Below are 24427 nucleotides of genomic sequence, written 5' to 3' on the forward strand. Positions count from 1 at the left end.
TCACTGACCTTCCTCGTGCTGGGGGATGACGTAGAACGGGAAGACGAGGTTGCGGGGATCGTTGGTGCCACGCACCGAGTAGCTGATGTCGATGTACAGCACGCCGTCGTCGACGGCGTCGAACCGCACCGACACCCCGGACAGCTCCACCCGCGGCTCCCAGCGCTCGAGCGCCACCCGCACGGCGTAGGCGATGTCGCCGGCGGTCGACGCGTCCGCCGGGGCGAACACGTAGTCGTGGACCGAGCAGCCGAACTCCGGGCGCATCGGCCGTTCTCCCGGCGAGGTGGCGAGGATCAGCCGGATGCTCTCCTCGATCTCCCGCTGGTCGGAGACGAGCGCGATCCGGCCGGTAGCGTCGGTGCGCAGCGGGAACGCCCACCCGGTGCCGATGAACTCCTGTCCCATGTCGATCCTCTCGCGCTAGTTGATCTTGACCATCGCGCCGCGGACGGTGGTGACGCCGCTGGCGGCGAGCTCCGCGGTGGCCTGGCCGTTGATCTTCACGGCCGCCGCCTTGACCTCGGCAGTGGCCTGGCCCTCGGCGACGACCTGCGCGCCCTTGACTGTGGCGTTGGCCGTCGCCTCGATGGACACGTTCACCGCCTTGACCGAGAAGTCGCCGGTGCTGGTCGACATCGAGATGTTCTGCTTGCCGGTGACGGTGATGTTCTGCTCCGCGGTGACGTCGAGCGGCCCTTGCGAGACCAGCACGATGCCCTTCGACCCCGTCTGGGTGAGGGTCAGGTGCTGCGCGCCGTCGTTGGTGGCGACGGTGAGGGTGTCGTTCTGGCCGTCCTCGATGAACTCCAGGACCATGCCGTTGCGCGAGGTGAACGCCCGTCGTTTCACGGTGCCGTCGCTGCTGGTCACGTGGGCGGCCCAGCCCTGGCCCGCCTTGTCGAGGCCGTTGTACAACCCGCCGAGGACGTACGGCTCGTCGAACGAGCCCTGGCCGAAGGCGACGAGCACCTCGTCGTTCACCTCGGGCAACCAGGACGTGCCCCGCCCGTTGCCGGCGCCCAGCTGCACCGGCCGGGCCCACCAGCTCTCGTACTCGTCGGAGAACACCGGGAACTTGACCTTGACCCGGCCCAGCCCGTCGGGGTCCTTGACGTTGGTGACCACGGCGGTGAGGACGCTGCGGTGCGGCTGGTCCGACCCGGGGCCCACGGCTCCGCCGCCGCTGATGAGGCCGTACACCGAACGGTCGGAAAAGTCGGCGGCGGTGAACGTCGTCCGGTACCCGTCGACCGGGTCGATCTCGTGGCGCACCGCGGTCAGCACGTACTTGCCGGAGAACGACGGCCCGACCTCGACGACGTTGACCGGTGTGCCGGCCCGCAGCACCGGGTTGCCCCGGACCACACCCTCGATCTCGGCGTAGCCGCCCGCGCGCACCGCCGCCGTGGTCTCGGCCAGCTTGCGCGTCGTCGCCGCCAGCGCGAGCGTGCTGCGCCCGACGACGTGCCCCGTCCCGCCGAGCGCGCTCGCCAGCACGGCCGGCGCCGGCTGGATCGCGACGCTCGCGGTCCTCACCTGGCCCGCCGCGGTGGTCGCCTGCTTCTGGCGGGGGTCCCAGCCACGCGCCTCGACCTTCGGCACCTGTCCCGAGCCGGTGACCGTCGCGCGCAGCGAGATGAGGTTCGTGCCCCGCTGGATCACCTTCGGGTCGGTGCCAGCGTCGGTGCCGGAGGTGGCGGTGGCCGCCGCCGGCGGGGCGGCGAAGTGGACCGTGCGTCCGGTGACCCACGTGAGCGCCCCGACGCCGCGGGCGAGCCGGCACAGGAAGTCCCAGCTGGACTCCATGTCCTTGGCGAGGTGCGCGTGCTGGGTGGTGAAGCTGCCGACCTGGCTCTGCAGGCCCGCCTCCTGGATGGTTCGTGTGACGATGTCGGTGACGGACATGTTGGCGTAGGCGGTGGCGCCGGCACCCGACTGGAGCCGGTAACGGACGTCGAGCCCGCGGATCGTGGTGAACACCCCGCGCGAGTCGATCTCCTCCTCCAGCGCGGTGATGTCGCCGTCGATGAGCTCGACCGGGGTGCCCTGACCGCTCTGCTGGACCGCGACCGACACCTGGCTGCCGATCTTCGCGCGGATCCCGGGCAGGACGTCGTGCTCCGGGTCGCTGAAGCGCAGCACGAACAGGCCGGGCAGGTGGACGGAGTCGTCGACGTACGCGGAGACGAGCAGGTCGCGCATGTTCGGGGCCAGCGGGGAGCCGTCGATCTTCACGACGACGGCGTTGGCGGTCGCCTCACCGAGCGGCATGGTGCACCTCCCGGGATGACGGCGTCGTCGTGCGTGCGGGGCGCCGCTGGGCCATGAGCTCCTCGGCGGCCGGCAGCAGGACGGTGCTGCCGAGCCGGATCCGGAACGGGTCGTCGATGCCGTTGGCCAGCGCGAGGTCGCGCCACATCTCCGGCTTGCCGTACTCCCGGTAGGCAAGGCCGGGAAGGGTGTCGCCCTCGGACATCACGTGGATCCGGCGCGGCACCAGGCCGCCGGAGGTCGGGTTCTGCCCAGGTGGGTCCCCGGCGAGCTCCTCGAGCACGACGGTGACGACGGCGCGGATCGGCACGCCGCTGCTGGTGAAGAGGGAGTACTTGGCCGAGACGCTGGAGATGTAGGCGAGGAAGCCGGTGATCCCGCCCCAGCGGAACACCACCCAGGGCGGGGAGTCCCGGTTCTGGGCGTGCGAGGCGCTCGTCGGCACGCAGCACCCGAGGAGCAGCTCGACGGTCTTGACGACGGAGTCGTTCTGGGTGTCCGAGGCGTCGAGGAACATCTCCAGGTTGAGCTTGGACGGCAGCGGCCCGTTGTACTGCGGCGGTCCGCTGCGGGTGTTGCCGGTGCCGGTGGCGCGCGCCCAGCTCGCCGACTTCCCGACGGTCAGCTCCCGGGGGTTGAACTGGAACTCCACCCGCCCGAGCGGCCCACCGGGCTTGGCCAACGAGCCGTCCCGGGAGGGCTCGTAGAGCTGCAGGTACGCCTTCTCGAACTTGGTGGGCGCACCCGCCCCGGACGTCGCGGTCGCGGCGTCGAAACCGACCTTGGCCATCGCCGGTCCTACCTTCCACCCGTGTCGAGGAAGCCGTGATGGGCGATCTCGATCGTCTCGGTCAGCACCTTGGCCTGGTCCCCGGAGAGCGCCGGGCCCGTCCACCGCACCGGCACGACGCCGGTGAGCTGCCACTGGGCGACGACGGCGCCGTTGGAGCTCTTCGCCTGGATGGTGGCGGTGGAGCGGGTGTAGCCCCGTGCGACGCCGGCGATCCAGCTGGCGATCTTGCTGGTGTCGGCGCCCAGCGGTCGAGTGAGCTTGATGTTGGTGTACTTGATCCGGGTGGGCAGCTGCCACACGAAGGCGTTGTTGCCACCCTCCTCGCGGGTCTCGATCACCACCTCGCAGCCCAGGCCCTCGCAGCTGCTGAACGAGCCGAGGCTCTGGTCGTCGATCTTGACGACGTACTGCACCGAGATGGCCGTGTCGACCTCAGCCAGCGTGGTCATTGCCCCTCACCTCCGGTCCGTGCGTAGGCCGCGGCGTTCCCGGTCCAGCAGGATCTCGTGCCGGACACGGCGCAGCAGTGGTTGGAACAGGGCGTCCGCCAGGCCCGCCAGCTCGGTGGCGTCCATCGCGGCGGCGGGACCTGCGGCGGGAGCGGCGGTCGCCGTCGCGTCCGGCGACGGCGGGACGACCTCGGTCTGGACGTCGTCGATCACCATGCCGCCGCCCTCGCCGGACTCGGTGCCCTGCTCCGCCGGTGGCGCGACGACGTCGTCGGCCTGCTCGGGCACGGTGGGCACCAACGGCATCCTCGCGCGGCGCCGGTGGCCGGCAAGGCCCCGCCGGCGCGACGGGGTCGAGGAGTCCACCTGGCCGACGACGAAGGCGCGCTGCACGCTGGTGGCGACCGGTGGCCACGCGGCCTCGTAGCGGACGTCCGCCGGCAGCTCGACGGGTGGCGCGGCGGCGTCGAGCGCGGTCATCACCGGTCCGGGCCCCCGCCCGGCGAGAGTGTCGGCCGAGCGGACGGTCGGCCCCCGCCCCGCGAGGACCGCGGTCGCACCGTCGGCGCGGATGGTGGTGGTCGAGGCGGTGGTCGAAGCAGCAGTCGGGGCAGTGGTCGGGAGGGCGGTCGGGGCGGTGCTCGGGAGGGTGCTGGCCACGCTGCGCTGGGTCGCCGGCCGCTCGCCACGCGTTCCCACCGTGCCGAGCGGCACGCGCTGGTGGGGCGCGCCGATGGTGCGCCAGGGCAGCGGTCGGACGCCGTTCGCGACCGCCCGGGAGACGACCGGCGCCCTCGGACCGGTGCTGGCAGCCGCTCCCCGGCCGGCGTTCGCCGCCGGCTCGTCGGCGCCGGTCGCGGCCGAGGTTCGGCCGGTGCTCGCAGCCGGTTCCCGGACCGCGCCGCCCGCCGCGCCCGGTGCGCTCCCCGGCGCACCGCCCGCCCCGCCCGGTGCGTCCGCCGCCGCGCCGCCGGCGGCGAGATCCGCGGACTGCGCCGGCATCGCGAAGGTGAGCGGGGCGGTACCGGCCGGTCGCAGCTGGGGCTCGGCGGGTGGTGCCGCGGTCTCGGCCAGCCGCGAGACCTGCGCGCCGTGGCCGACCGTGGCGACCTCGACCGACCGGCCGCCGACGTCGTCGGCAGCGTCGGCCGGGCTCCTCTCGGTCGCGGGCCGGTTCTGCCTGTCGCTCGGGGCGGCGCCGACGGTTGGCGCGGTGTCGGTCGACATCCGCTGCGCCACCGGCACGGCCCCCGCCGAGGGCGCTGCCGGCGTCGTTCCTGAGGTCGCGGCTACCGGCAACGCCGGCGGTGCCGACCGTGGCGCACCTGACCGCGGCTCGGCCGGCCTTGACGTGGCCGCCGCGGCGGCGCGGCCCACCGGGACGCCGAGGGCCGGGTCGAGACTGCCGGGCCGGACACTGCGCTGCGCTGGGAGTGGCCGTGCCACGGGCGGTCCCACGGACACTCCCCCGCCGCTCGTCAGGCCACTGCGCTGGCCGCTGCCGGAGGGGCTGGCGCCGGTGGTGGGGCCACCGAGCGGCGGCCGCGTGGAAGCCACCGACCCGCCGCCGTCGCCCGTTGCCGCGCGGGCCACCACAGGATCGCGGCCGGCCGTCGAACCGAGCGCCTCGCGCGCGACCGGCAGGGCGGGCGTCTCGCTGCGGTACGCGGGACCGGACTCGGCGTCGGTTCCGTGCGGCACGGCCGAGAGGACCGCGCCGTCATCGCCGACCGGCACGCTCCCGGCGGCAGCCGAGACACCGGGCACGGAGGCCGAGGAGGCGTGGGCGCCGGTCGTCGCGACCTCCCCGTCGACGACGGTGGTCGCACGCTGCACGGCTGGCCCCGCACCGGACGTCGGCAACGCGGGCCGGGACGACGTCGAGCCAGCCCCGGGCGCCCCGGCACCGGGCGCCGTGGCAGTCCCGGCCTCGTTCAGCGGCGTGGCGTCGCTCGCCGTCACCGGGTCGGCGGCCGCGGCGGTCGTCTCGGATGGCGACGGAGACGGCGCCGCCGGTCCAGCAGCTGCGGCGACCGCCGAGCCGGCAGCCGCGTGCGTGGCGGACGGCGCAAGCGGCAGCGGTGTGCCGCCGGTGAGCACCGGGGCAGCCGGCGAGTCACTACCGGCATCCGAGCGATTGTCGCCGTCGCCGTCGCCGGACCCGTCGCCGAGGAGGGCCGCTGTCCGTTGCACGGTGGCGGAGTGGCCACCGCCGGCACCATCACCGCCACCGCCACCGCCACCACCGCCGCCGTCGCCGTCGCCGTCGCCGTCGGCACCGTCCGTCCCAACCTCGAGCACCGTGCCATCGCCGAGCGTGGTGCCGGCCTCGGTGGTGACCGCACCTGGGTGTGACGGCGCCGCCGGGTCCGCCGTGGCGCGCTGCACCACCGCCGCCTCGCTCGCACCGTCGTTCGTCGAGCTCGTCGGACCCGACGGCTCGGCGCTGATGATCGCGTCCGCGCTCCCGGTGGGTGCCGGTACGACGATGCCCGGCGCAACCGGGGCCGGCGCAACCGGTGGCTCGCTGTGGTCAGGACTCGCTGCGGTGGCGCCCTGCGGGTCGTGCGAGGCGGTCGCGGCGCCCGGCGGCAGCGGCATGGCCGGCGCGCTCTGGACGGACGTCGACGGCGCAGGCGCCTCCACTCCCGTCGCCCTGCCGCCGTGCCGGTCACCGAGCAGCGAGGCCGCGCCAGGCGCTGCCGCCGTCCCCCCGACGTCGCCGTCGGCCGCAGCGCGCTGCACCGGCTCGTCGGACGCGGCGACGGCGGCCGGCCGGACCCGCCCGCCCACGGGTCCAGCCCCGCCCGCTCGTTGCCCCGCGCCGTCCGCGCCGACGCCCTCGGGGGTGGTCACGCTCGCGCGGCCCGCCACAGCGGCGACCGCGCCGTTCGTCTCGGCCGGCTCGGACGTTCCCGGCTCCCTGACCGGTGAGCTCGCGGCTCGCGACACCGCGGGCGACCCGGCGACCGCCGGCCCCGCGGGGTTCGATGGGGCGGGGCTCGATGGGGCGGTGGTCGCCCCGCTGTCCTGCGGACGTCGGTCAGCGCCGCGCCGCACCGGGGTGTCGACGCTGGTCAGCGGCGCGCCGAGGCCGAGCCGGCGGTGGCTCACCTCGCTGCGTTGCACCGGTGGCGCCGGCGCGAGGTCCACCGGCCGGCCGGCCGGCAACGGGATCTCGACGACGGTGCTGCCGGCGTCGGCGACGTCCGGGCTCGCCCACCCCGGCCCGCGCCCGTCAGCGGCGTCGCCGATCGGTGCCGGTGACGACCATGCGGGTGCGGCGGGGACGACGTCGGCCGCCGCCTCGTCGGACCACACCCGGTCCGCAACCTCCTGCGAGACCGAGACCGAGGCCGAGGTCGCCGCGTCGGGAGCCAGCGGCATCGCAGGGCTGTCGATGGCGTACCGCAGCACCGGCACGCCGGGCGCCGCAGTGGCGCGGGTGAGGCTGCCGAGACGTCCTGGGTCGGTCGTGACCGGAGCCGGCGGCCGCCGCCAGCCGCCGCCGACGGCTGCCGGCGGTGCGGTGATCGGCGGTGGCACCGGCCCGGCGGTGTCGTCGCCCAGGCCACGACCGTCGCCGTCGACCACCCCGGAGTACGAGGAGGGGCTGACGAGGTGGGACATCGTGCCGGTGAAGCCCGGCTGGTGGCCGGTGGTGGTCCAGCCGGTACCGGCGCCGATGCCGCGCAGAGTCATCTCGGTGGCGATGGTCCGCTGCAGCGGGGCGTGGAACGCCCACCCGCTCGGGCTCGGTCCAGCCGTCGTCGGCGGGGCGGGCGGCCGCGCCGCAACGGGCCCGGCCCCCGGCCCGAGCCCGGCGTCCGCGCCGGCCTCCCGGCGCTGCCAGGGCCATCGCATGCCTCAGCCCTCCTCGGACAGGCGGGTGTTGATCCGCGCGATCTCCCGGACGTACCGAAGTCGTTGACCGTGCTCGAGGTCGAGGATGTCGTCGAGCGGCCAGTGGAAGTGGTAGGCGACGTACGCGACTTCCTCGTAGATGCTCTCCGGCGCGTACGTCACGATTCCCCCAGGCGGCCACCCGAGATGTCGAGGGTGAACCGGTGGGAGCACTCCGGGCAGGTCACCGCCGCGCGGGTGTGACCCTCGGCGTTGATCCGTCGGTAGAGGTCCTGGAGGAACGCGACGTCGGAGGCGAACATGTTCTCCACGACGTTGCTGTCCACCGTCGGCAGCGACCCGAGCCGGGTGATGACCCGGCCGAGGAGGACGACGGTGGTGAAGGCCGCGTTCTCCTGCACCCGGGCGTCGTACAGCGGCAGCAGCTCGTCGCGGGCCGTGGCCAGCCGCATCGTGCCGGACCGGTGCAGCACGCCGTCGGAGTCGAGGAAGCCGCGGGGCAGCTCGAAGTCGAACTCGGTGCGCAACGCCTCGCCGCGCTGGTTCTGGTTCTGGTTCTCGGGCCTGCCCGATGCGGCACCGTTCTCGACAGCCGCCTCGGGCAGCACCGCACCTGGCAGTCCCCGGCGCATCAGGCGAACGCCATTTCATCCCAGCAGACCGTGAAGGACTCGGTCATCGGCTCGGTGCCGCCAGCTTTGAGCGTCCCGCCGATCTCCACGTCCTTGATCCAGCAGTTGGTGTAGTTGAGCGTCTTCACCGGAGAACCGTCGGAGCTGTAGATGGTGACGGCCGCCGTCTTGCGGGAGCCGGCGAGGTCACCCTTCATGATCTGCGTGAGCCAGTCGGTGATGGTCTTGGAGTCGGTGAGTCCGCGCTTGATCTTGAACTCCCCCGGCTTCTGCCGGCCCATCATCTGGCGGGTGATGAACTTCCCGTCCGAGGCCTGGTGCTGGTAGGCGACCTTGTCGACCTCCGCCTTCAGTCCGCTGACCTCCATCACGTACGGCACCTGGACGCCGTCGATGGTCACGCTGAACGAGTAGGCCGGGGCGAGGTCCATGGCATCTGGCAGTGGCATGGCTTGTCACATCCTTCGTTGTCGATGTCGAGGAACTACTCGGAGACGAGGCTCGCCCCGCCGGAGAACTGCGCGAGCTGGAAGATGACGAACTCGGCCGGCTTCACCGGCGCCACTCCGATCTGGCACATGACCTGGCCGGCGTCGATGCCCTCGGCGGGGTTCGTCTCCCGGTCGCACTTGACGTAGTACGCCTCGTCCGGCGAGAGCCCGAACAGTGCCCCCTTGCGCCACTCGTTGACGAGGAACGCGGAGATGGTGCGCTCGATGCGCGCCCACAACGCGTCGTCGTTCGGCTCGAACACCACCCACTGGGTGCCCATGAGGATGGACTCCTCGAGATAGTTGAACAGCCGCCGCACGTTGAGGTAGCGCCACGCCGGGTCGCTCGACAGGGTGCGGGCGCCCCAGATCCGGATGCCGCGGCCCGGGAAGCTGCGCACGCAGTTGACCCCGACCGGGTTGAGCAGGTCGTGCTCGGCCTTGGTGATGTTGGTCTGCAGCGAGATCGCGCCGCGGATCACCTCGTTCGCCGGCGCCTTGTGCACCCCGCGGGTGTCGTCGTTGCGCGCCCACACCCCAGCGACGTGGCCGGCCGGCGGCACGAACCGGTTGGTGCCGGTCGCCGGGTCGAAGACCTTGATGTAGGGCCAGTACAGCGCGGCGTACTTGGAGTCGTAGCCCGCGCCGTCGACCCGCCACTCCTTGATCTGCTGCGGAGACAGGTTCGGCGGCGGGTCGAGGATGGCCAGCCGGTCACCCATGAGCTCGCAGTGCGCGATCATCGCCAGCTGCACCGCCTGCACCGTCTCGAGGTCGATGGCACCCTGCTCGTAGGCGGCCATGAGGTCCGGCACCGCAAGCATGGTCACCTCCTCGACGGCCTCCAGGCCGGCGAATCCGGTGCGGTCCGCGGCGTCACCGACGTAGTCGTCGGCCCCCAGACGGTCGGTCGACGGCGGGACCGGCTCCGGCTCCGGCGCCTCGAGGTCGACGGCGCCCTTGGCCGGCTTCATCAGCGCGCTGCCCTGGGCGACCTCCTCGATGGTGATGAGCTTGGACTCGGCGCTGACCTTGGTCGCGACGTTGTCGGCGCCCTTCTTGGTCGACACCGCGTCGTAGGTCTCGGTGGGCTTGCCGTCGACGTTGACCACCAGGCGAAACTTGTCCTCGCCGGCCTTCTCGTCCTCCGGCTGGGCGACCGTGACGCTGATCTTCTTCGACGACGTCGTCTTGGCGGTGACGAGGTAGCCGCCGAGCTTGGCCTGCGACGGCCCGTTGATCTGCTTCTGGCGCGACGCGCTCGACCGCCCGTTGCCGCCGCCGGCACCGATCCGTACGACGTAGCAGTTGCCGCCGCCGTTGAGGAAGTATCCGTAGACGCTGTGCGCGAGGTACGAGCCGTCGACGAAGTCGCCGAAGGTCTCGGCGAACTGGGTCCAGTTGGACACCAGCGTGGGCTCGTTCACGGGCCCTTTCTCCGCCAGGCCCACGAAGGCCGCGACGGCGGTGCCTACGCCTTCGATCGGTCGAGAGCCTGCCTCGACCTCCTCGACGTACACACCTGGTGACAGGTAGGTCGGCATGATCTCTCCTTCGGAAATACCGGCAAGCGGGTGACAGAAGCGTGGTGCGAAGCGGCCCGTGAGGTCAGGGCCCGGTGGTCGGCAACGCGGGTCGCGCCTGCTGCACGAACGGGCAGCGCGGCAGGGCAGGCCTACGGCGCGGTGTCCTCGATCTCGTCCTCGGCCTCGCGCTGCACGAAGAGGCCCTGGAGCTGCTGCTCCTCGCCCTCCTCGCGCTGCACGCCGAGACTCGCGCCGGCGGCCTCCGCGGCCGGCGCCGGCGCCGGACCTGCCATCGCCGCCTCCGCCGTCGCCGCGGCCTCCCGCTCGAAGCGGTCGCCGGGGTCGGACACCTTGACCCCGGTGCCCGTCTCGGTGCCGTCGACCGGCCCGGAGCGCTGCTGGACGACGTGGGTGAGCTCGTGGGCGAGCATCGTGCGGCCGGCCGTGGACGCCGGGTCGTACCGGTCGCGCTGGAACACCACGTTCGAGCCCACCGTGTAGGCGTGGGCGTTGACCGCCTGGGCCGACGCCGTCGCCGCCGTGTCGGTGTGGATGCGGACGTCGCTGAAGTCGCTGCCGAGCCGTGACTCCATCTCGCGCCGCAGACCGGTCTCCATCGGCTGGCCGCCGCCGGAGCCGACGACGTCGAGCACCGGCGAGCGCTCCTCGACGAGCTCGCCGGCCGCGTCATTGCCGGCCAGCCGCTGCAGCTGCAGCAGGCCCGACGGACCGAGGACGTCGGGCCGCCCGGCGACCGCCGCCCTCATGAGGCGCACGTCGGGACCCGGGGCCGCGCGGACCGGCCGTGGCGGCGCGGACGTCTCGGTCTGCAGGTGGTCGTGGTCGTGCATCGTCACCCCTGACGTCGCTCGTTGCCGGTTCCTCGCCACGGTGCCACCGGCGGGGCCGGGCCTGAAGGTGCCGGCGTCCATCCCATCGGGAAGCCCGCGGTGCCCGAACGGGCCAGTGCCACCGGCTAGCGCGGCCCGCCCGCGGCGGCGCCGGTACGCACGAGGTGCCAGTAGTCGCCGAACTCGCTCGCCACGGTCAGCCGGCCGAGCTTGCGGTACTCGCGCTGCACCGCGGTGATGAGGTGGCCCATCGTCACGGTGCCACCGTCGGCGGACGCGAAGTACCCGGCGGTGACCGCCGCGGAGCGGATCGCCCCGCCGGCCAGCTCGAAGGAGCCGGCGCAGAAGGCGAGGTCGAGGTCACCGGCCCGCGGCACGGCCTCGCCCAGGCAGCGGTCCCACAGCCGGCGCCGGTGCTCGACGTCGGGCAGCGGGAAGTCGACGACGACGTCGAGGCGCCGGGTGAAGGCGTCGTCGATGTTGGCCCGCAGGTTGGTGGCGAGGATCGCCAGCCCGTCGAAGCTCTCCAGCCGCTGCAGCAGGTAGGCGCTCTCGATGTTGGCGTAGCGGTCGTGGGCGTCCTTGACCTCCGAGCGCTTGCCGAAGATCGAGTCCGCCTCGTCGAACAGCAGCACCGCGTTGACCCCCTGCGCCGCGCTGAAGATCCGTTCGAGGTTCTTCTCGGTCTCCCCGATGTACTTGTCGACGACGGTCGCCAGGTCGACGACGTACAGGTCCAGGCCCAGGTCGTGGGCGACCACCTCGGCGGACATCGTCTTGCCGGTGCCGGAGTCCCCGGCGAACAGCGCCGCGACGCCGCGTCCCCGTCCACCGCCGGGGCGCATCCGCCAGTCCCCGAGCACCTGCTCGCGGTGCCGGGCACGTAGAGCGACCTCCCGCAGCCCGGTGAGCACGCCCTCCGGCAGCACGAGGTCCGGCCAGCCGACGGCGGGCTGGATCCGCCGGGCGAGCCGCTCGAGCGCGGTGCCGTTCTCGGCCCGTGCTCCGGCGAGCAGGTGGTCGACGCCGATGGTCGTGGCGCCGGCGAGCCGGGCCTGCACCCGTGCGGCGCTGGCGGCGCGCACCACCTGCTCGGGGCGCAGCCGGAACTGGGAGGTGGCCGCGACCTCGTCGACGCCGGACGCCTCACCGTCGAGCGCGTGGGCCCACAGCGCTGACCGCTCGGCCACGGTGCTCTCCGGCACGTCGACCAGCAGCGGGACGTCCGGGGACCACTGCGGGTCCCAGCTGGTGTCCCCCACGAGAAGCACCGGCGCATCGGTCGTCGTCAGCCGCTCGAGGAGACCGGCGGAGAGCGTGCCGACCGGCCCGGCGACGAGCCCGGCGCCGCGCAGCCGGACCTCCCGGGTGACCAGCCGCGCCAGCTCACCCGCGTCGGGGTAAGCGGCGAGCGCGGCGAGGTCGACATGGAGGGCGTCGTGGCCGGCCGCGCGCAGCGCACCGACGGCCAGCGCTCGCCCGGAGCCGGTCGCCGGCTCGCGCAGGTAGACCAGCCGTACCCCGCTCGACAGCGCGCGGGCGAGCGGGGCGGGGTCCCCCCACGGCACCTCTGGCACCTCGCGCAGCAGCGGGCGGACCTCCGGGTCTGGTGCGTCGTCACCGAGCAGGTGCCCGACGACGCGGTCCGGCACCCGCAGCAGCCGGCCGGCGAACGGCCGCTCGATGTCATCGACGACGAGCAGCCGCGACGTCGTCAGCGGGCCGTGCAGCATCCGGGCGCGGGCGTCGGCGGCGGCCAGCGGCACGCCGCACAGCGCCAGCGCGACCGCGACACTGGGGCGGCGCCGGGTGACGTCGTCGTCGAGGTAGCCGTAGAGCGCCTCGAAGCGGACGTCGAGGTCCCCGGCGAGGGCAACGAGGAGCAGCTCGACGTCGAGGTCGGTGAGGGCGAAGGTGCGGGCGAGGTCGCGCAGCCGGACCCGGCCGCCGCGGGCCTCGACGTCGTCGGCGAGCTGCTCGGCGGCGGCGCGGGCGGTGGTGTCGACCGGCCAGCGGACCGCGCCGGGCGGCGCGTCGAGCAGCCGGGTGACCATCTCGTCGCTGAAGTACAGCCCGCGGAACGGGTCGGTGGGGTTGGGGTCGGTGGCCTGGCGCTCGGCGACGAGGGCGCGGACCCGCTGCTCGACGACGGCGAGCCGGGCGACGAGGTAGCCGACGTCGGTCACGTCGACTTCCGCGGACCACGCTTGCGAGCCGGCGCGGCGGGCTTGGTCGTGCCGGCGTCGTCCTTGCCGGCCGTGGCCTTGGCGGAACCAGCCTTGGCGGAACCGGCCTTGCCGCCCTTTGCCTCGTCGGAACCAGCCGTGGCGAGCACGATCCGGCCGCGCCGTCCGGGCGGGTCGACGACGCCGCGGGCGATCGCGGCGCCCGACAGCGGCGGCGGCACGTGCTGGCGGCTGCGGTCGGTGCCGCCGTCGCGGCGGTCGGTCAGCTGCACGATCATCGGCTCGTCCACCGGCGGCGCGGCCGGCAGCACCATGCCGGCGCTGAACGGCGCGGTCAGGACGACGTCGATCGACGGCTTCAGCTGCCCGCCGAGTGAGGACCACACGTCGGCGAAGCCGCGGTCCTCCGGCGGCGGCATACCGACGGTGACCGGGATCCGGACGCCCTCGAGGTCGCCGCCGAGCATCTCCGGCGGCAGGATCTCCTGGCCGAGCAGCGTGACGAGCAGGCTGTCGAGCAGCCGGTGCTCGTCCTCCGGGCGGGAGGTCCACGCGGTCACCAGGTAGGACAGCTTGAACAGCCGGGGCGCCGGCACCCGCCCGGCGATGATCCCGTCGTCGCCGGCGCGCGGCGCCCAGCCGCGCTCGCGCCACCGGGTGTCCTCGCGGATGTCGTAGAGGAATATGTTGACCGTCGGGGCGTTGCGGCGCGCCGCCCAGTCCGTCGTCGGCGCGTCGAAGACGACGTCGACGTCGGAGTCGGCCAGCGCTTGTGCCCGCACCAGCTCGCGCAGCGCGTCGTCGATCTCCCGGATCATCGTCGGTTCACCCCCTGGTGAGGAAGTTCGGCGGAGAGTAGGTGCGCGGCACGACGAGCATCGGCGGCGCCTCGACGTCACCGAAACCGGGCCCGCCGGCCGCGATCGCGGTGGCGAGCCGTTCGCCGAGCTCGTCGCCGCGCAGGATGAGCAGCGGGGAGCGGACGGTGCCGTCCTCGCGGACCGTCACCGGGCGCACCCACGGGGTGATCCCGCGGCTCCACTCGAGGGTGAGCTCGGCGCCGGGCGGGAAGTCGACGCCGTAGGCGAGGACCGCCTCCCCCGGTGTCGCCACCGACGGCAGCAGCCGGAGCGTGGGCTGGCGGACCTCGAGGTCGGCGGTGGCGGTGTTGTTGCGCGGGTCGACGTCCTGGGTGGCCGTCGTGGCGGCGACGGTCACCGGCCCGTCACCCGCCTCGAGCGGGAGCAGGTCGACCGTGACGGTGCGGCTGGCACCGGCCGCGACGGTGCCGAGCGAGCACGGCGCGGCCTCACTGCAGGTATCCGCGCCGGTGGCGTCGACCGCCGCCGGGTGGCTGAGGGTCACGTTGACGTCGGCGGCGCCCGCCGGACCCTCGGCGGTGACGACGACGGTCGCGGTCACCGGGTCGCCGCCGACCCAGCCGGTCGGCCGGTCCAGCGAGAGGCTCACGACGACGTCGGTGAGCAGCGGCGTCGGCTGCTCCGGCGGCTCGGTCGGTTCGGTCGGGTCCACGACGAAGGCGGCGGTGGCGACGTCGTTGCCCGGTGCCGGGTCGATCATCCGCGAGGTCACCTCGGCGACCGTCTGGTGGTTGCCGGCGGCGCCGGCCTCGACGGTGAAGCTGAACGTCTGCGTGGCGTCGACCGGCATCGCCTCCGGTCCGCGGCAGGTCAGCGCGCCCGCGGCGACGGCGCAGCCTGCCGGCAGCGGGCCGACCCGCTCGACGCCGCCCGGCAGGACGACGTCCACCGCCACCCCCCAGGCGGGCGAGGGCCCGTGGTTCGTCACGGTGACCGTGACGTCGACCGGTTCGCCGACCTCGGCGGTGGGCGCCGAGGTGGTCACCGTAACGCCGACGTCCGCCCACGGCTGGTACACGAGGTCGGCGAACTCGTGCCGGACGCCAGGGCGGACCTCGTCGCGCAGCACCTCAGGGCTGCCGCCGCCGGCAGGGATGGTGGAGATGACGCTCGCGTCCGCCTCACCGCCGCCCTGCCCGACGAACGCCAGGGACGTGCCGTCGAGCGACCACGCGGGACTCCGCAGCGTGGTGAGCTCGTCGAGCGGCTCAGTAGTCGCCGGATCGGGGCCGACGAGCAGCTCGGCGGGACCGGCCTGGTAGGCGCCGGCCTCCGGCGCCGCCGGCAGCGCCACCGTGAACAGGCCGTCCACCCACTCGCCCCCCGCCGTCGGGTACCGGTCGAGGAACGCTACCCGGGCACCGTCCGGCGACCACGACGGCTCGTGGGTCAGGGACGGGCAGTCGCTGACCTCGCACGCCGGCCGGTCGACGACCACCGGGAACACCTCGTCGCCGTCGGGGTCGACGTGCACGACCCACATGCTGCCCTGCCCGTCGGTGGCGTCGACGACGAGACGTTCGCCGTCGGGCGACCATGACGGGTTGTCGATCCAGTACGGGAGCCCCTCGACGTAGCGCACCTCGCCACCGGCGACATCGGCGACCGCGAGCCAGATGTTCTCCCCCGCGCGGCGGACGAAGGCGATCTGCGAGCCGTCGGGAGACCAGACGGGGTCGACGTCGTCGGCGCCCTCGAGCCGCTGGTAGTCGAGCGGCTCGATGTTCACCAGTCCGGTGAGGCCCGGCCGCGTCTCCCCCACCATGAGGGTCGCCTCGCCGAGCCCAGACGCCGTGCCACCGCTGCCACCGTCCTCGACGACGGTCCGTGCCGCGCTGAACACCATCTGTCGCCCGTCGGGCGAGTAGGACGGGTCGGTCTCGGTGACCCAGCGGGTGCGGCCGGTGGGGTCGACGACCCGCTCGTCGGCGATGACCCGGAACTGCTCGCCGTCGGCCCAGAACACGTCGGCGATGTCGGTCGGCACCTCACCCGCGACGTCCGGGCCGTAGCTGAACGCGAGCCGCGGCTCCACGCCCGGGGCCGGCGGCACCGGCGCCACAGCGGTGAAGGCGGCGCTGCCGGTGTCGTTGCCCGGGACCGGGTCGATCATGCTCGACGTGACGCCGGCGGCCGTCGGGTGGCTGCCCGGGGACTCGACGACGACATCCACGGTGAACGTCTCGGCCGCCCCCGCAGGCAGCGCCCCGGCCACGGTGCAGGTCAGCTGCGTGCCGGAGCGCTCGCAGCTGGCCGGCACCGGGCCGGCGAGGCCGGCGCCGGGCGGCAGGTCGATGTCCACGACCACGCCCCACGCGGGCGACGGGCCGTGGTTGGTGACGGTCGCCGTCACCCGGGCCGGTGCCCCCACGACCACCGGGGCCGGCGGCACGCTCACCGTGACACCGAGGTCCGCCCACGGCTGGTAGGCGAGATCGGCGAAGCGGTGGTCGAGCCCCGGCCGGACCGTGTCCCGCAGCACGGCAGGGGTTCCTCCGGTGCGCGGGACGGTGTAGATGACGTCGTCGAACGAGTTCGGGCCGCTGTTGCCGACGAAGGCCACCGAGGTGCTGTCGAGGGACCACGCCGGGTCGGTGATGTCGGTGATGTCGCCGTCGCCGGCCGGTTCGTCGTGGTCCTCGGGCAGCCCGGCGATCAGCTCCGGCGGCGCCGCCGTGCCGACGAGGTCGACGACGTCAGCGGTGAACAGCCCGTCGACGTACTCGTCCGCGGCGTTGAGGTAGCTGGAGACGAAGGCGATGCTGCTACCGTCGGGCGACCACGCCGGCAGCCAGCCGTCGAGCCGGAGCTCGCACTCGGAGTCTCCGCACCCCACCGGCCGCGCGGTGAGTGGGTACGCGAGCAGCTCCGGCCCACCGACGTCGATGAGCCACAGGTCGGACGACTCGCCGCCGGCCTCGACGACGAGGTAGTTCCCGTCCGGCGACCACGACGGGTTTCGCGGCGCGAAGATGCTGACGTCGTTGGCGAAGTCCTCGAGGAAGGTGACGGTGCCGGACGCCGGTTCGACGAGCCCGAGCCGCGATCCTTCGCCCTCGTGGCGGACGAAGGCGATGCTATGCCCGGCCGGTGACCACGCCGGCTCGACGTCGCGCACACCCTCCGGAGGGTCGTAGTCGAGCGGCGCGACGTCCACCAGGCCGGTGGCCCCGGGCCGCGTCTGCCCGACCATGAGGACCGCCTGCCCGTCGAGCTCGTAGACCGGTGCACCGGTGTCGTCCTCGAGCTCGTCGAGCTGCCGCTCGGCGCTGAACACCAGCTGCCGGCCGTCCGGCGAGTAGGACGGATCCTCCTCCCACGCCCGGTGCAGCTGCCCGTTGGGGTCGGTGATCCGCTCGTCGGCGATCACCCGGAAGTCCTCGCCGTCGGCCCAGAACACGTCGGCGACGTCGGAGGGCAGCTCTTGGCGGTTGTCGACGACGTAGCTGAAGGCGAGCCTCGGCTCGGTCCCGGTGGCCGGCGCGAGGGGCTGGACGTCGATCGTCACGACGTCGGAGTTGTCGCCGGTGTCCAGGTCGAACGTCGACGTCGTCACGACGCCGGTGACGTCCTGGGGGCCGGGCCGGCCGAGGGCGACGGTCACCGTGACGTCGACCTCGCCGCCGGGGGGCACGGCGTCGGGCAGGACGCACGTGACGACGTCGCCGTCGTCGGTGCAGCCGGCAGGCAGGTCGACGACGGCGTTCCCGGGCGGCAGCTCGAAGGTCACCGTCACGCCCCACGCGGGGCCCGGGCCGGCGTTGACCACCGTGGCGGTGAGCTCGGTGGGGGCGTCGGTGACGACGACGCCGGGATCGTCGACCGTGATCGCGACGTCGCCCGCCGCGGGATGGTAGGCGGGGTCGGCGTAGTACCCGGGCTGCAGGTCGTTCCACTCCGCGACCCGGACCTCGGGATCGCCCCCGGCAGCCGGGATCACGGAGATGGCGTCGTAGGACTCGCCGGTGGCGCGGCCGACGAAGGAGATCTGTGCGCCGTCGGGCGACCACGCCGGGTGCCAGGCGGCGTACAGCTGGCCGGGCGGGAGGTCGCCGTCCCAGAAGGTCGGGGTGCCCACGAGGATCTCCGAGCCGCCGACGGCGTAGAACCCGTCCGACGGCGCGGCGGGAATGTCGAGGACCTCGATGGCGGAGTAGCCGTCCGGGCCGTTGCCGTACAGCCACCCGTCGCCGGCGGCGAGCTGCCCGCCGTCGGGCGACCACGCCGGCGCGAAGCCCTGCCACGGCGAGAGGCAGTCGAGCGGGCTGCCGGTACAGCTCGGGGCCACGGTGCCGACCGGGTACCAGGTGTCCCCCGCCGGGTCGAGGTGGACGATCCACAGCTCGGTCGACTCGCCGAAGAACCGCATCTCGACGACCAGCCGGTCCCCCTCGGGCGACCAGCTCGGGGTCATCGTCTCCACGCCCTCCATATCGGGCAGGGTGACCTCGCGGACGTCCCCGGACTCGATGTCGAGGACGTGGACGGACTGCCCGTAGTCGAAGCCCGTCACGCGGGTGAACGCGATCCGGCTGCCGTCCGGTGACCAGACGGGCTCCTCGTCGGCCGCGAGCTCATCGACGTCGTACTCGAGGAAGTCGATGTTCGTCAGGGCAGGGTCGCCCCCGGGCACCGGGTCGGGCACGAGGTCACCGACGGCGAGGCGGGTCTGCGGCGACAGGTCCTCCCCGCCGGAGACGGCGACGAGCGGGGCGGCGCTGAAGACCAGCGACCGGCCGTCCGGGGAATAGCTGGGGTGGCTCTCGTCGGGGTAGAGGACCTGACCGTCGACCGTCGTCACCGCCTCGTGCGCGAGCAGCCGCACGACGTCGGCCGGGCCGCCCTGCGCGGGCACATCGGCGACGTCCGCGCTGGTGTCCACCGCGTCTGTGGTCGCCTGCCGGGTGAAGGCGAGGTGCGGCTCGGCCACCGAGTCCGGCAGCGCCGCGACGCCGATGCTCAGCACGTCGGCGTTGTCGGTCTGCGCCGGGTCGGTCGACCGCGTGGTCACGCGGGCCTCGACCGCGTACGTGGCCGGCTCGGTCACCCGTAGGACGACGTCGAGCGTGACCGGCGCGCCGACCGGCAGCGCCTCCGCGTCCAGCGTGCACGTAAGGGTGGCGCCGGTGGGCTCGCAGCTCTCCGGCCACGCCTCGAGGGTGGCGGCGCCCGCGGCCACGGCGGGTACCTCGATGGTGACCGCGGTGCCCCACGCCGGCGACGGGCCCGCGTTCGTCACCGTGGCGCTCACGACGAACGGCCGGTCGACGTACCCCGGCCCCCCGGACAGCTCGACGCCGACGTCTGCCCACGGCTGGTAGACCGGGTCGGTGACGTCGGCCGCCACGCCGGGGAAGGTCTCGCGCAGCACTGTCGGGGCGCCGCCGGTGGCGGGCACGGTGAGCAGGGTGCCGGGCGCCTCCGCGTTGTCGCGCCCGACGAAGGTGATGAAGCCGGAGTCCAGCGACCACGTGGGGTCCTCGACCCGGAGGGGCACGGCACCCGGCTGGGTGACCCGCTGCGGCGCGGGCACGACGTACTCCGCGGCGGCGGCGCCGATCGGCACCGTGTAGACCCCGCCGTCGAGCTCGCCCACCACCTGGGTGAAGGCGATCTGCGTGCCGTCGGGCGACCACGCCGGGTCCTCGCCGGTCAGCGGCACCAGGCACCCGCCGGGCATCGTCCCGCAGTCCGGCTCGTCGACGAGGATGGGGTACGCGACGGCGTCGTCGACGTGCACCACCCAGAGCTCGGAGCCGGTGTCGACGACGAGCCGTTCGCCGTCGGGCGACCACGAGAGCTCGCCGAGGGCGTACTCCTCTCCCCAGGCCTCCGGCGTGATCTCCTGCAGGACCGCGCCGCTGACGTCGACAGCGACGACGGCGAGCACCACCGAGCCGTCGCCGTCGCGGTGCCTGAACGCCACCCGGTCACCGGCCGGCGACCACACCGGGTCGGAGTCGTAGTCGTTCGGCCCGTACGCGTAGTCGAGCGGGCGCACGTTCGTCGCCCGCCCGGGCCCCGGTCCGACGTCCGCCAGCATGAGGGTCCGGCCCGCCTCGAGGCCGCCGCTGCTGCCGTTGGAACCCACGACGTGCGGGTCGCTGTCGAACACGATCCGCCGGCCGTCGGGCGAGTACGACGGCGCGCCCTCCTCCGGGAGGTAGGTCGCGCCGCCGCCGACGACCTCCTCGTCGACGAGGATCCGGAAGTCGGTGGCATCGGCCGCGAGCACGTCGGCGACGTCGTAGCGGCGGTCGGGGGAGGCGCCGTGCTCGTAGCCGAAGGCCAGCCGCGGCTCGATACCGGTCGCGGCCGGGAAGTCCACCTCGAAGAGGACGGTGGCGACGTTGTCCGCGGTGAGCGGGTCCGGCGTGACGGCCGTCGCGCGGGCGTCGGCCGACAACCCGCCGGGCTCGCTGAGCACCACCGAGATCGTCAGCTCCGCGGACTCCCCCGGGGCCAGCGGCTCGGTGAGCTCGCACGTGCGGTAGCCGCCGTCGCCGGCGCACTCCGCGGGCCAGGCGACCGCGAGGTCGAGCCCCTCCGACGCACCGGGCAGCTCGAGCTCGACGCTCGCGCCCCAGGCGGGCGACGGCCCGTTGTTCGTCACGGTCGCGGTGAGGTCGACGACGTCGCCGACCTCGATCTCCGCCGTCGCCGACGCCGTCAGCTCGACCGCGAGGTCGCTCCACGGCTGGTAGTCCGCCGCACCGAGCTCCCCCCACGGCACACCCTGGACCGGCGACGCCACACTGATCGCGCGGAAGTTGCCGGCGGCGACGTCGATCCCGTAGAGCCCGAGCGTGACCTCATTGCCCGCGTAGTTCTCGGCCACGACGGCGATCTCGGTCCCGTCCGGCGACCACGCCGGCTCCTGCATGCCCCACAGCCCGATCCTCGGGTCGTTGGACACCGGTCCATAGACGACGTCGGCATCGATCATCACGGTGCCGGCAGCCGTGTCGGGCTCCCCGAGCGCGCCCGCCACCAGCGGCCCGCCGATGAGACCCTGGTCGAGCAGGGCGAGCCGCGAGCCGTCGGGGGACCACGCCCCACCGTGACCGAGGACGGGCTCACCGTCGGTCCCGACGACGTTGAGGAGCAGCTCCTCCTCGAGATCGAGGATCCACAGCTGGCCGGGTCCTTCGCCGGACACGTCGAAGACGATCCTCGCCCCGTCGGGCGACCATGCCGGCGAGCCGACGGCCAAGGGGCCGAACACCTCGTCGTGCGTGAGGCCCAGCTCGGCGAGCGGGTCGGTGACCTCGCCGGTCACCGCGTCGACCACCCGCAGCTGCACACCGGTTCCCTCGTCGATGATGTCCCGGGTGAAGGCGATCCGGCTGCCGTCGTCGGACCAGGCCGGCTCGTCGTCCGACGTCCCGTCCGTCCACCCCGAGGGCAGCGGCTCGGGCGTCGCCCCGGGATCGCTGAGGTCGACCGTCATGAGCCGCTGCCCGTCCCCGAGCTCGTCGGAGTCGACGACGGTGGCGAACACCGCCCGGCTCCCGTCCGGTGAGTACGAGGGGTCCGTGAAGCCGAACATGCCATCGATAGCGGGGTCCTGGGTATCGACCCGCTTGCGGCTCTCGCCCGACCCGTCCGGCACGGCGTCCCAGATGTCGTCGAGGACGTCCTCGGGCGAGGCGGCCGCCGGCGCGCCGGAGAAGATGACGCGGGGCTCGACCGCGGTCGGTGGGGGCAGCACCGTCGCCACCGTCGGCAGCGGCGTGGCACCCGGCACCACCGCGGGCACGGCGAGGCTGCCCACCACCCCCAGCCCAGCGACCGAGGCCACCCATGCTCTTCTCACGTGTCACCCTCCAGCGCGGAGCGCGGAGCACTCGCGTCACGGTGCCTACGGTGGCAACCGATCGGTGCCGCGTCAGCCGACGCAGGTCAGCAGTTCGGGCAGCCGGTGCCGCACGAACGGGCAAGGCCGGCGCGAGCTACCCGTGCCCCGCGCCGGCCCCTCCTAGATCAGCCCCTCGCGCAGCGCGTAGGCGACGGCGTGGGAGCGGTTGCGCAGGTGCAGCCGGCTCGTGACGTCGTGGAGCACGTTCTTCACGGTGCGCTCGGAGTAGGCGAGCTGCCGGGCGACCTCGCCGGTGTCGTAGCCGTCGGCGATGAGGCGCAGCACCTCGATCTCCCGGGTCGCCAGGCCGGTGAACGTCAGCCCGCGCGGGCCGAGCACCTGCCGCTGCAGCTTGCCGACCTGGTCGAGCAGCTTGCCGAGGAGGTCGGGCGGCACCGTGCCCTCGCCGGCCGCGGCGGCCTGGATGACCGTGATCAGCCGGTCGGGCGTGGCCTCGCCGCGGCGCACCACCCCGACGACGCCCGCCTCGATCGCGGTCACCAGGTCGGCGTCGTCGAGCGCGCCGACGACCAGCACCGTGCGGGTGAAGCCCTTGCGCTGGACCACCCGCAACATCCGCAGCGTGTCCTCGTCGACGGCGTCGGCGATCACCACCGCCACGAGTGCGGAGTCGTGGTCGCTGGGGTCGACGATGCTGATCTCCGGGCGGGGCCGTAGCTGGCTCACCACACCCGCCTCCGATATCGGGTCCCTCGCATTGACCCATACCGACACTCGTTCCATGGCCCCTCCTCCGTCACCGCTGACGGACCGCCCGGTCCGCATGGGGCGGACTCTGGCACGGGGCACTATTCGTGCACTCAACAAGGACTCAACGGGCAGGTCCGCTGCCCCGGAGGACGCCGTTTCGATCGGTCCCCCGGTCGGCGGGCGGCCCTAGCGTCAAGGCCATGAGTACGACTGCCAAGCTCGAGAAGTCCTCTGTCCAGCTCGCTGCGGGCGGTATCGAGACGATCCCGCTGCAGATCCGCAACAACAGCGAGATCGTCGAAGGGTACCGGTTCGAGGTGCTCGGGGTGCCCGGCGCCTGGGCGACCGTCGAGCCGGCGGAGATCACCGGCCTGTTCCCGGGCGCGGAGACCACCGCGACGGTCTCGTTCAACCCGCCGCGGTCGGCGTCGGTGCCGGCCGGGCAGCTGAGCTTCGGCATCCGTGTCATCCCGACCCAGCACCCCGAGCAGGCGGTGGTGCCCGAGGGCATGGTGGAGGTGCTGCCGTTCCTCGAGACCACCGCCGAGCTGGTGCCGCGCACCTCCCGCGGCCGGGGCGGCGCGGTCCACCACGTCGCCGTGGACAACCGGGGCAACGCGCCGATCACGGTCTCCCTCGAGGCCGTCGACGCCGGGGAGATGCTCGAGCTCACCGCCCGGCCGGCCACGCTCACCGTCGAGCCCGGGCACGCCGCGTTCGCCGACCTCAAGGTCAAGCCCCGCAAGCGCATCTGGCGCGGCGAGCCCGTCACCCACCAGTTCACGGTGTCGGTGCTGACCGACCTCACGAGCACCGTCACCCTCGACGGCACGCACCTTCAGGAACGGACGCTGCCCCGATGGCTGCCCAAGGCGCTCCTCGCGCTGCTCGGCCTGCTCGTCCTGCTGGCGCTGGCCTGGTTCCTGCTGTTCAAGCCGACGATCGAGTCCGCCGCGAGGGCCGCGGTCGAGGAACCGGTGGCCGAGGCCGCCCAGCAGGCCGAGGAGGCCGCGGCCCAGGCGCAGCAGGCCGGTGAGCAGGCCGGCCAGGCGTCTAACGCCGCCCAGGCCGCGCAGGGCTCGGCCGCCGCGGCCGGCGACGCCGCCACCCAGGCCACCGACCTCGTCGGCGACCCGTCGCTGACCAACCTCGTGGTGCCGGTGGCCGACCGGCTGGCGGCGACGACGCCGGCCGGCGGGCAGTCCTCCCGGACCTTCATCGTGCCCACCGACGCTACCCTTCGCCTCACCGACTTCGTCATGAGCAACCCGCAGGGCGACTTCGGCCGGGTGGAGGTGACCTTCGGCGACCGCACGCTGTTCGACCTCGCGCTGGAGAACTTCCGCTCGGTCGACTTCCACTTCCAGGAGCCGATCGTCGGCGGTGAGGGGGCCGAGCTGGAGATGACGGTGCGCTGCGACGAGGTCGGCGTCCCGCCGGCGCAGGACCCGGCGCCGACCACCTGCGACACCGCGGTCTTCTACGGCGGCACGCTGCTGCAGCCGCGCGAGGAGTCGGAGTGATGCCGCTCGGACCAGCACTGCGCGCCGGTGACATGGCGCTGTGCCCCCTGTTCGACGGGCCGAAGCCGCACGTGGGTGGCGCCATCACCCCGGCGGCGACCGTACCGACCGTACTCATCGGCAACATGCCGGCGGCCGTGGCCAACGCCATCCCGGGCGGCATCGCGTGCGTCTCGCCGGCGCCCAACGGCATCGCCATGGGAAGCATGACGGTGCTCATCGGCAACTTCCCGGCGGCACGGCTGGGCGACCTGTCGATGCACGGCACACCGATCGCGCCGGGCCCCGGCTGTCCTACCGTGATCATCGGGGGCTGAACCGGCTGCAGTCGTCCGATCTGCGGGGCCGCCCACTCTGGGAGAGGATCGAGGCAGACCGCACCGATCGA

At 73.7% G+C, this 24427-nt stretch carries 16 protein-coding genes; 2 read left to right on the plus strand and 14 right to left on the minus strand.

Annotation, left to right across the window (positions count from 1 at the left end; genetic code table 11):
* The 14 genes from V2J52_RS11545 to V2J52_RS11610 form a co-directional block, all read right to left on the minus strand.
* Entirely contained in the window at window positions 1-408 is a 408-nt protein-coding gene (locus tag V2J52_RS11545; RefSeq protein ID WP_331227863.1) for a GPW/gp25 family protein, read from the minus strand.
* A 15-nt stretch (window positions 409-423) separates the two neighbouring features.
* Window positions 424-2274 carry a VgrG-related protein gene (locus tag V2J52_RS11550; protein WP_331227864.1) on the minus strand — a complete coding sequence of 617 codons (1851 nt, stop codon included), beginning with the start codon at window positions 2272-2274 and terminating at the stop codon, window positions 424-426.
* Entirely contained in the window at window positions 2261-3064 is an 804-nt protein-coding gene (locus tag V2J52_RS11555; RefSeq protein ID WP_331227865.1) for a CIS tube protein, read from the minus strand. The genes V2J52_RS11550 and V2J52_RS11555 overlap by 14 nt, the downstream gene beginning before the upstream one ends.
* Before the next feature lie 8 nt (window positions 3065-3072).
* Complete coding sequence (locus tag V2J52_RS11560; RefSeq protein WP_331227866.1) at window positions 3073-3516, minus strand: phage tail protein; 444 nt, start codon at window positions 3514-3516, stop codon at window positions 3073-3075.
* Between the two features lie 6 nt (window positions 3517-3522).
* Window positions 3523-7380: a hypothetical protein gene (locus tag V2J52_RS11565; protein WP_331227867.1), complete on the minus strand. Its 3858-nt coding sequence runs from the start codon at window positions 7378-7380 to the stop codon at window positions 3523-3525.
* A gap of 3 nt (window positions 7381-7383) precedes the next feature.
* Window positions 7384-7542, minus strand: coding sequence for a DUF6760 family protein (locus tag V2J52_RS11570; protein WP_331227868.1), 159 nt, complete (start codon window positions 7540-7542; stop codon window positions 7384-7386).
* Window positions 7539-8012, minus strand: coding sequence for a hypothetical protein (locus tag V2J52_RS11575; RefSeq protein WP_331227869.1), 474 nt, complete (start codon window positions 8010-8012; stop codon window positions 7539-7541). Before V2J52_RS11575 ends, V2J52_RS11570 begins: the two co-directional genes overlap by 4 nt.
* On the minus strand, window positions 8012-8461 hold the full coding sequence (locus tag V2J52_RS11580; RefSeq protein ID WP_331227870.1) for a phage tail protein: 450 nt from the start codon (window positions 8459-8461) through the stop codon (window positions 8012-8014). The genes V2J52_RS11575 and V2J52_RS11580 overlap by 1 nt, the downstream gene beginning before the upstream one ends.
* A 35-nt stretch (window positions 8462-8496) precedes the next feature.
* Complete coding sequence (locus V2J52_RS11585) at window positions 8497-10047, minus strand: phage tail sheath family protein (protein WP_331227871.1); 1551 nt, start codon at window positions 10045-10047, stop codon at window positions 8497-8499.
* Between the two features lie 131 nt (window positions 10048-10178).
* Window positions 10179-10880, minus strand: a complete 702-nt coding sequence (locus V2J52_RS11590; protein WP_331228095.1) for an eCIS core domain-containing protein — start codon at window positions 10878-10880, stop codon at window positions 10179-10181.
* A gap of 125 nt (window positions 10881-11005) precedes the next feature.
* Window positions 11006-13066 (minus strand): AAA family ATPase, encoded by a 2061-nt coding sequence (locus tag V2J52_RS11595; protein WP_331227872.1) that lies wholly within the window; start codon window positions 13064-13066, stop codon window positions 11006-11008.
* Window positions 13063-13884: a Pvc16 family protein gene (locus tag V2J52_RS11600; RefSeq protein ID WP_331227873.1), complete on the minus strand. Its 822-nt coding sequence runs from the start codon at window positions 13882-13884 to the stop codon at window positions 13063-13065. The genes V2J52_RS11595 and V2J52_RS11600 overlap by 4 nt, the downstream gene beginning before the upstream one ends.
* A 7-nt stretch (window positions 13885-13891) precedes the next feature.
* Window positions 13892-21748, minus strand: a complete 7857-nt coding sequence (locus V2J52_RS11605; RefSeq protein ID WP_331227874.1) for a hypothetical protein — start codon at window positions 21746-21748, stop codon at window positions 13892-13894.
* 177 nt (window positions 21749-21925) lie between these two features.
* Window positions 21926-22549: a LuxR C-terminal-related transcriptional regulator gene (locus tag V2J52_RS11610; protein ID WP_491062123.1), complete on the minus strand. Its 624-nt coding sequence runs from the start codon at window positions 22547-22549 to the stop codon at window positions 21926-21928.
* 167 nt (window positions 22550-22716) lie between these two features.
* Here V2J52_RS11610 and V2J52_RS11615 point away from each other — a divergent pair, with 167 nt between their 5' ends.
* Together V2J52_RS11615 and V2J52_RS11620 are read left to right on the plus strand one after the other, a co-directional pair.
* Window positions 22717-24039 (plus strand): COG1470 family protein, encoded by a 1323-nt coding sequence (locus V2J52_RS11615; RefSeq protein ID WP_331227876.1) that lies wholly within the window; start codon window positions 22717-22719, stop codon window positions 24037-24039.
* Entirely contained in the window at window positions 24039-24356 is a 318-nt protein-coding gene (locus tag V2J52_RS11620) for a PAAR domain-containing protein (protein WP_331227877.1), read from the plus strand. Before V2J52_RS11615 ends, V2J52_RS11620 begins: the two co-directional genes overlap by 1 nt.
* Window positions 24357-24427: the final 71 nt, after the last annotated feature.

The sequence above is a fragment of the Georgenia sunbinii genome, from assembly GCF_036421875.1.
Lineage (GTDB): Bacteria > Actinomycetota > Actinomycetes > Actinomycetales > Actinomycetaceae > Georgenia_B > Georgenia_B sunbinii.

Excerpts from the sequence above, each read along its gene's own strand:
- V2J52_RS11545 (WP_331227863.1), bottom strand. The coding sequence starts at position 408 with ATGGGACAGGAGTTCATCGGCACCGGGTGGGCGTTCCCGCTGCGCACC.
- V2J52_RS11550 (WP_331227864.1), bottom strand. The coding sequence starts at position 2,274 with ATGCCGCTCGGTGAGGCGACCGCCAACGCCGTCGTCGTGAAGATCGAC.
- V2J52_RS11555 (WP_331227865.1), bottom strand. The coding sequence starts at position 3,064 with ATGGCCAAGGTCGGTTTCGACGCCGCGACCGCGACGTCCGGGGCGGGT.
- V2J52_RS11560 (WP_331227866.1), bottom strand. The coding sequence starts at position 3,516 with ATGACCACGCTGGCTGAGGTCGACACGGCCATCTCGGTGCAGTACGTC.
- V2J52_RS11565 (WP_331227867.1), bottom strand. The coding sequence starts at position 7,380 with ATGCGATGGCCCTGGCAGCGCCGGGAGGCCGGCGCGGACGCCGGGCTC.
- V2J52_RS11575 (WP_331227869.1), bottom strand. The coding sequence starts at position 8,012 with ATGCGCCGGGGACTGCCAGGTGCGGTGCTGCCCGAGGCGGCTGTCGAG.
- V2J52_RS11580 (WP_331227870.1), bottom strand. The coding sequence starts at position 8,461 with ATGCCACTGCCAGATGCCATGGACCTCGCCCCGGCCTACTCGTTCAGC.
- V2J52_RS11585 (WP_331227871.1), bottom strand. The coding sequence starts at position 10,047 with ATGCCGACCTACCTGTCACCAGGTGTGTACGTCGAGGAGGTCGAGGCA.
- V2J52_RS11590 (WP_331228095.1), bottom strand. The coding sequence starts at position 10,880 with ATGCACGACCACGACCACCTGCAGACCGAGACGTCCGCGCCGCCACGG.
- V2J52_RS11600 (WP_331227873.1), bottom strand. The coding sequence starts at position 13,884 with ATGATCCGGGAGATCGACGACGCGCTGCGCGAGCTGGTGCGGGCACAA.
- V2J52_RS11610 (WP_491062123.1), bottom strand. The coding sequence starts at position 22,549 with ATGGAACGAGTGTCGGTATGGGTCAATGCGAGGGACCCGATATCGGAG.
- V2J52_RS11615 (WP_331227876.1), top strand. The coding sequence starts at position 22,717 with ATGAGTACGACTGCCAAGCTCGAGAAGTCCTCTGTCCAGCTCGCTGCG.
- V2J52_RS11620 (WP_331227877.1), top strand. The coding sequence starts at position 24,039 with ATGCCGCTCGGACCAGCACTGCGCGCCGGTGACATGGCGCTGTGCCCC.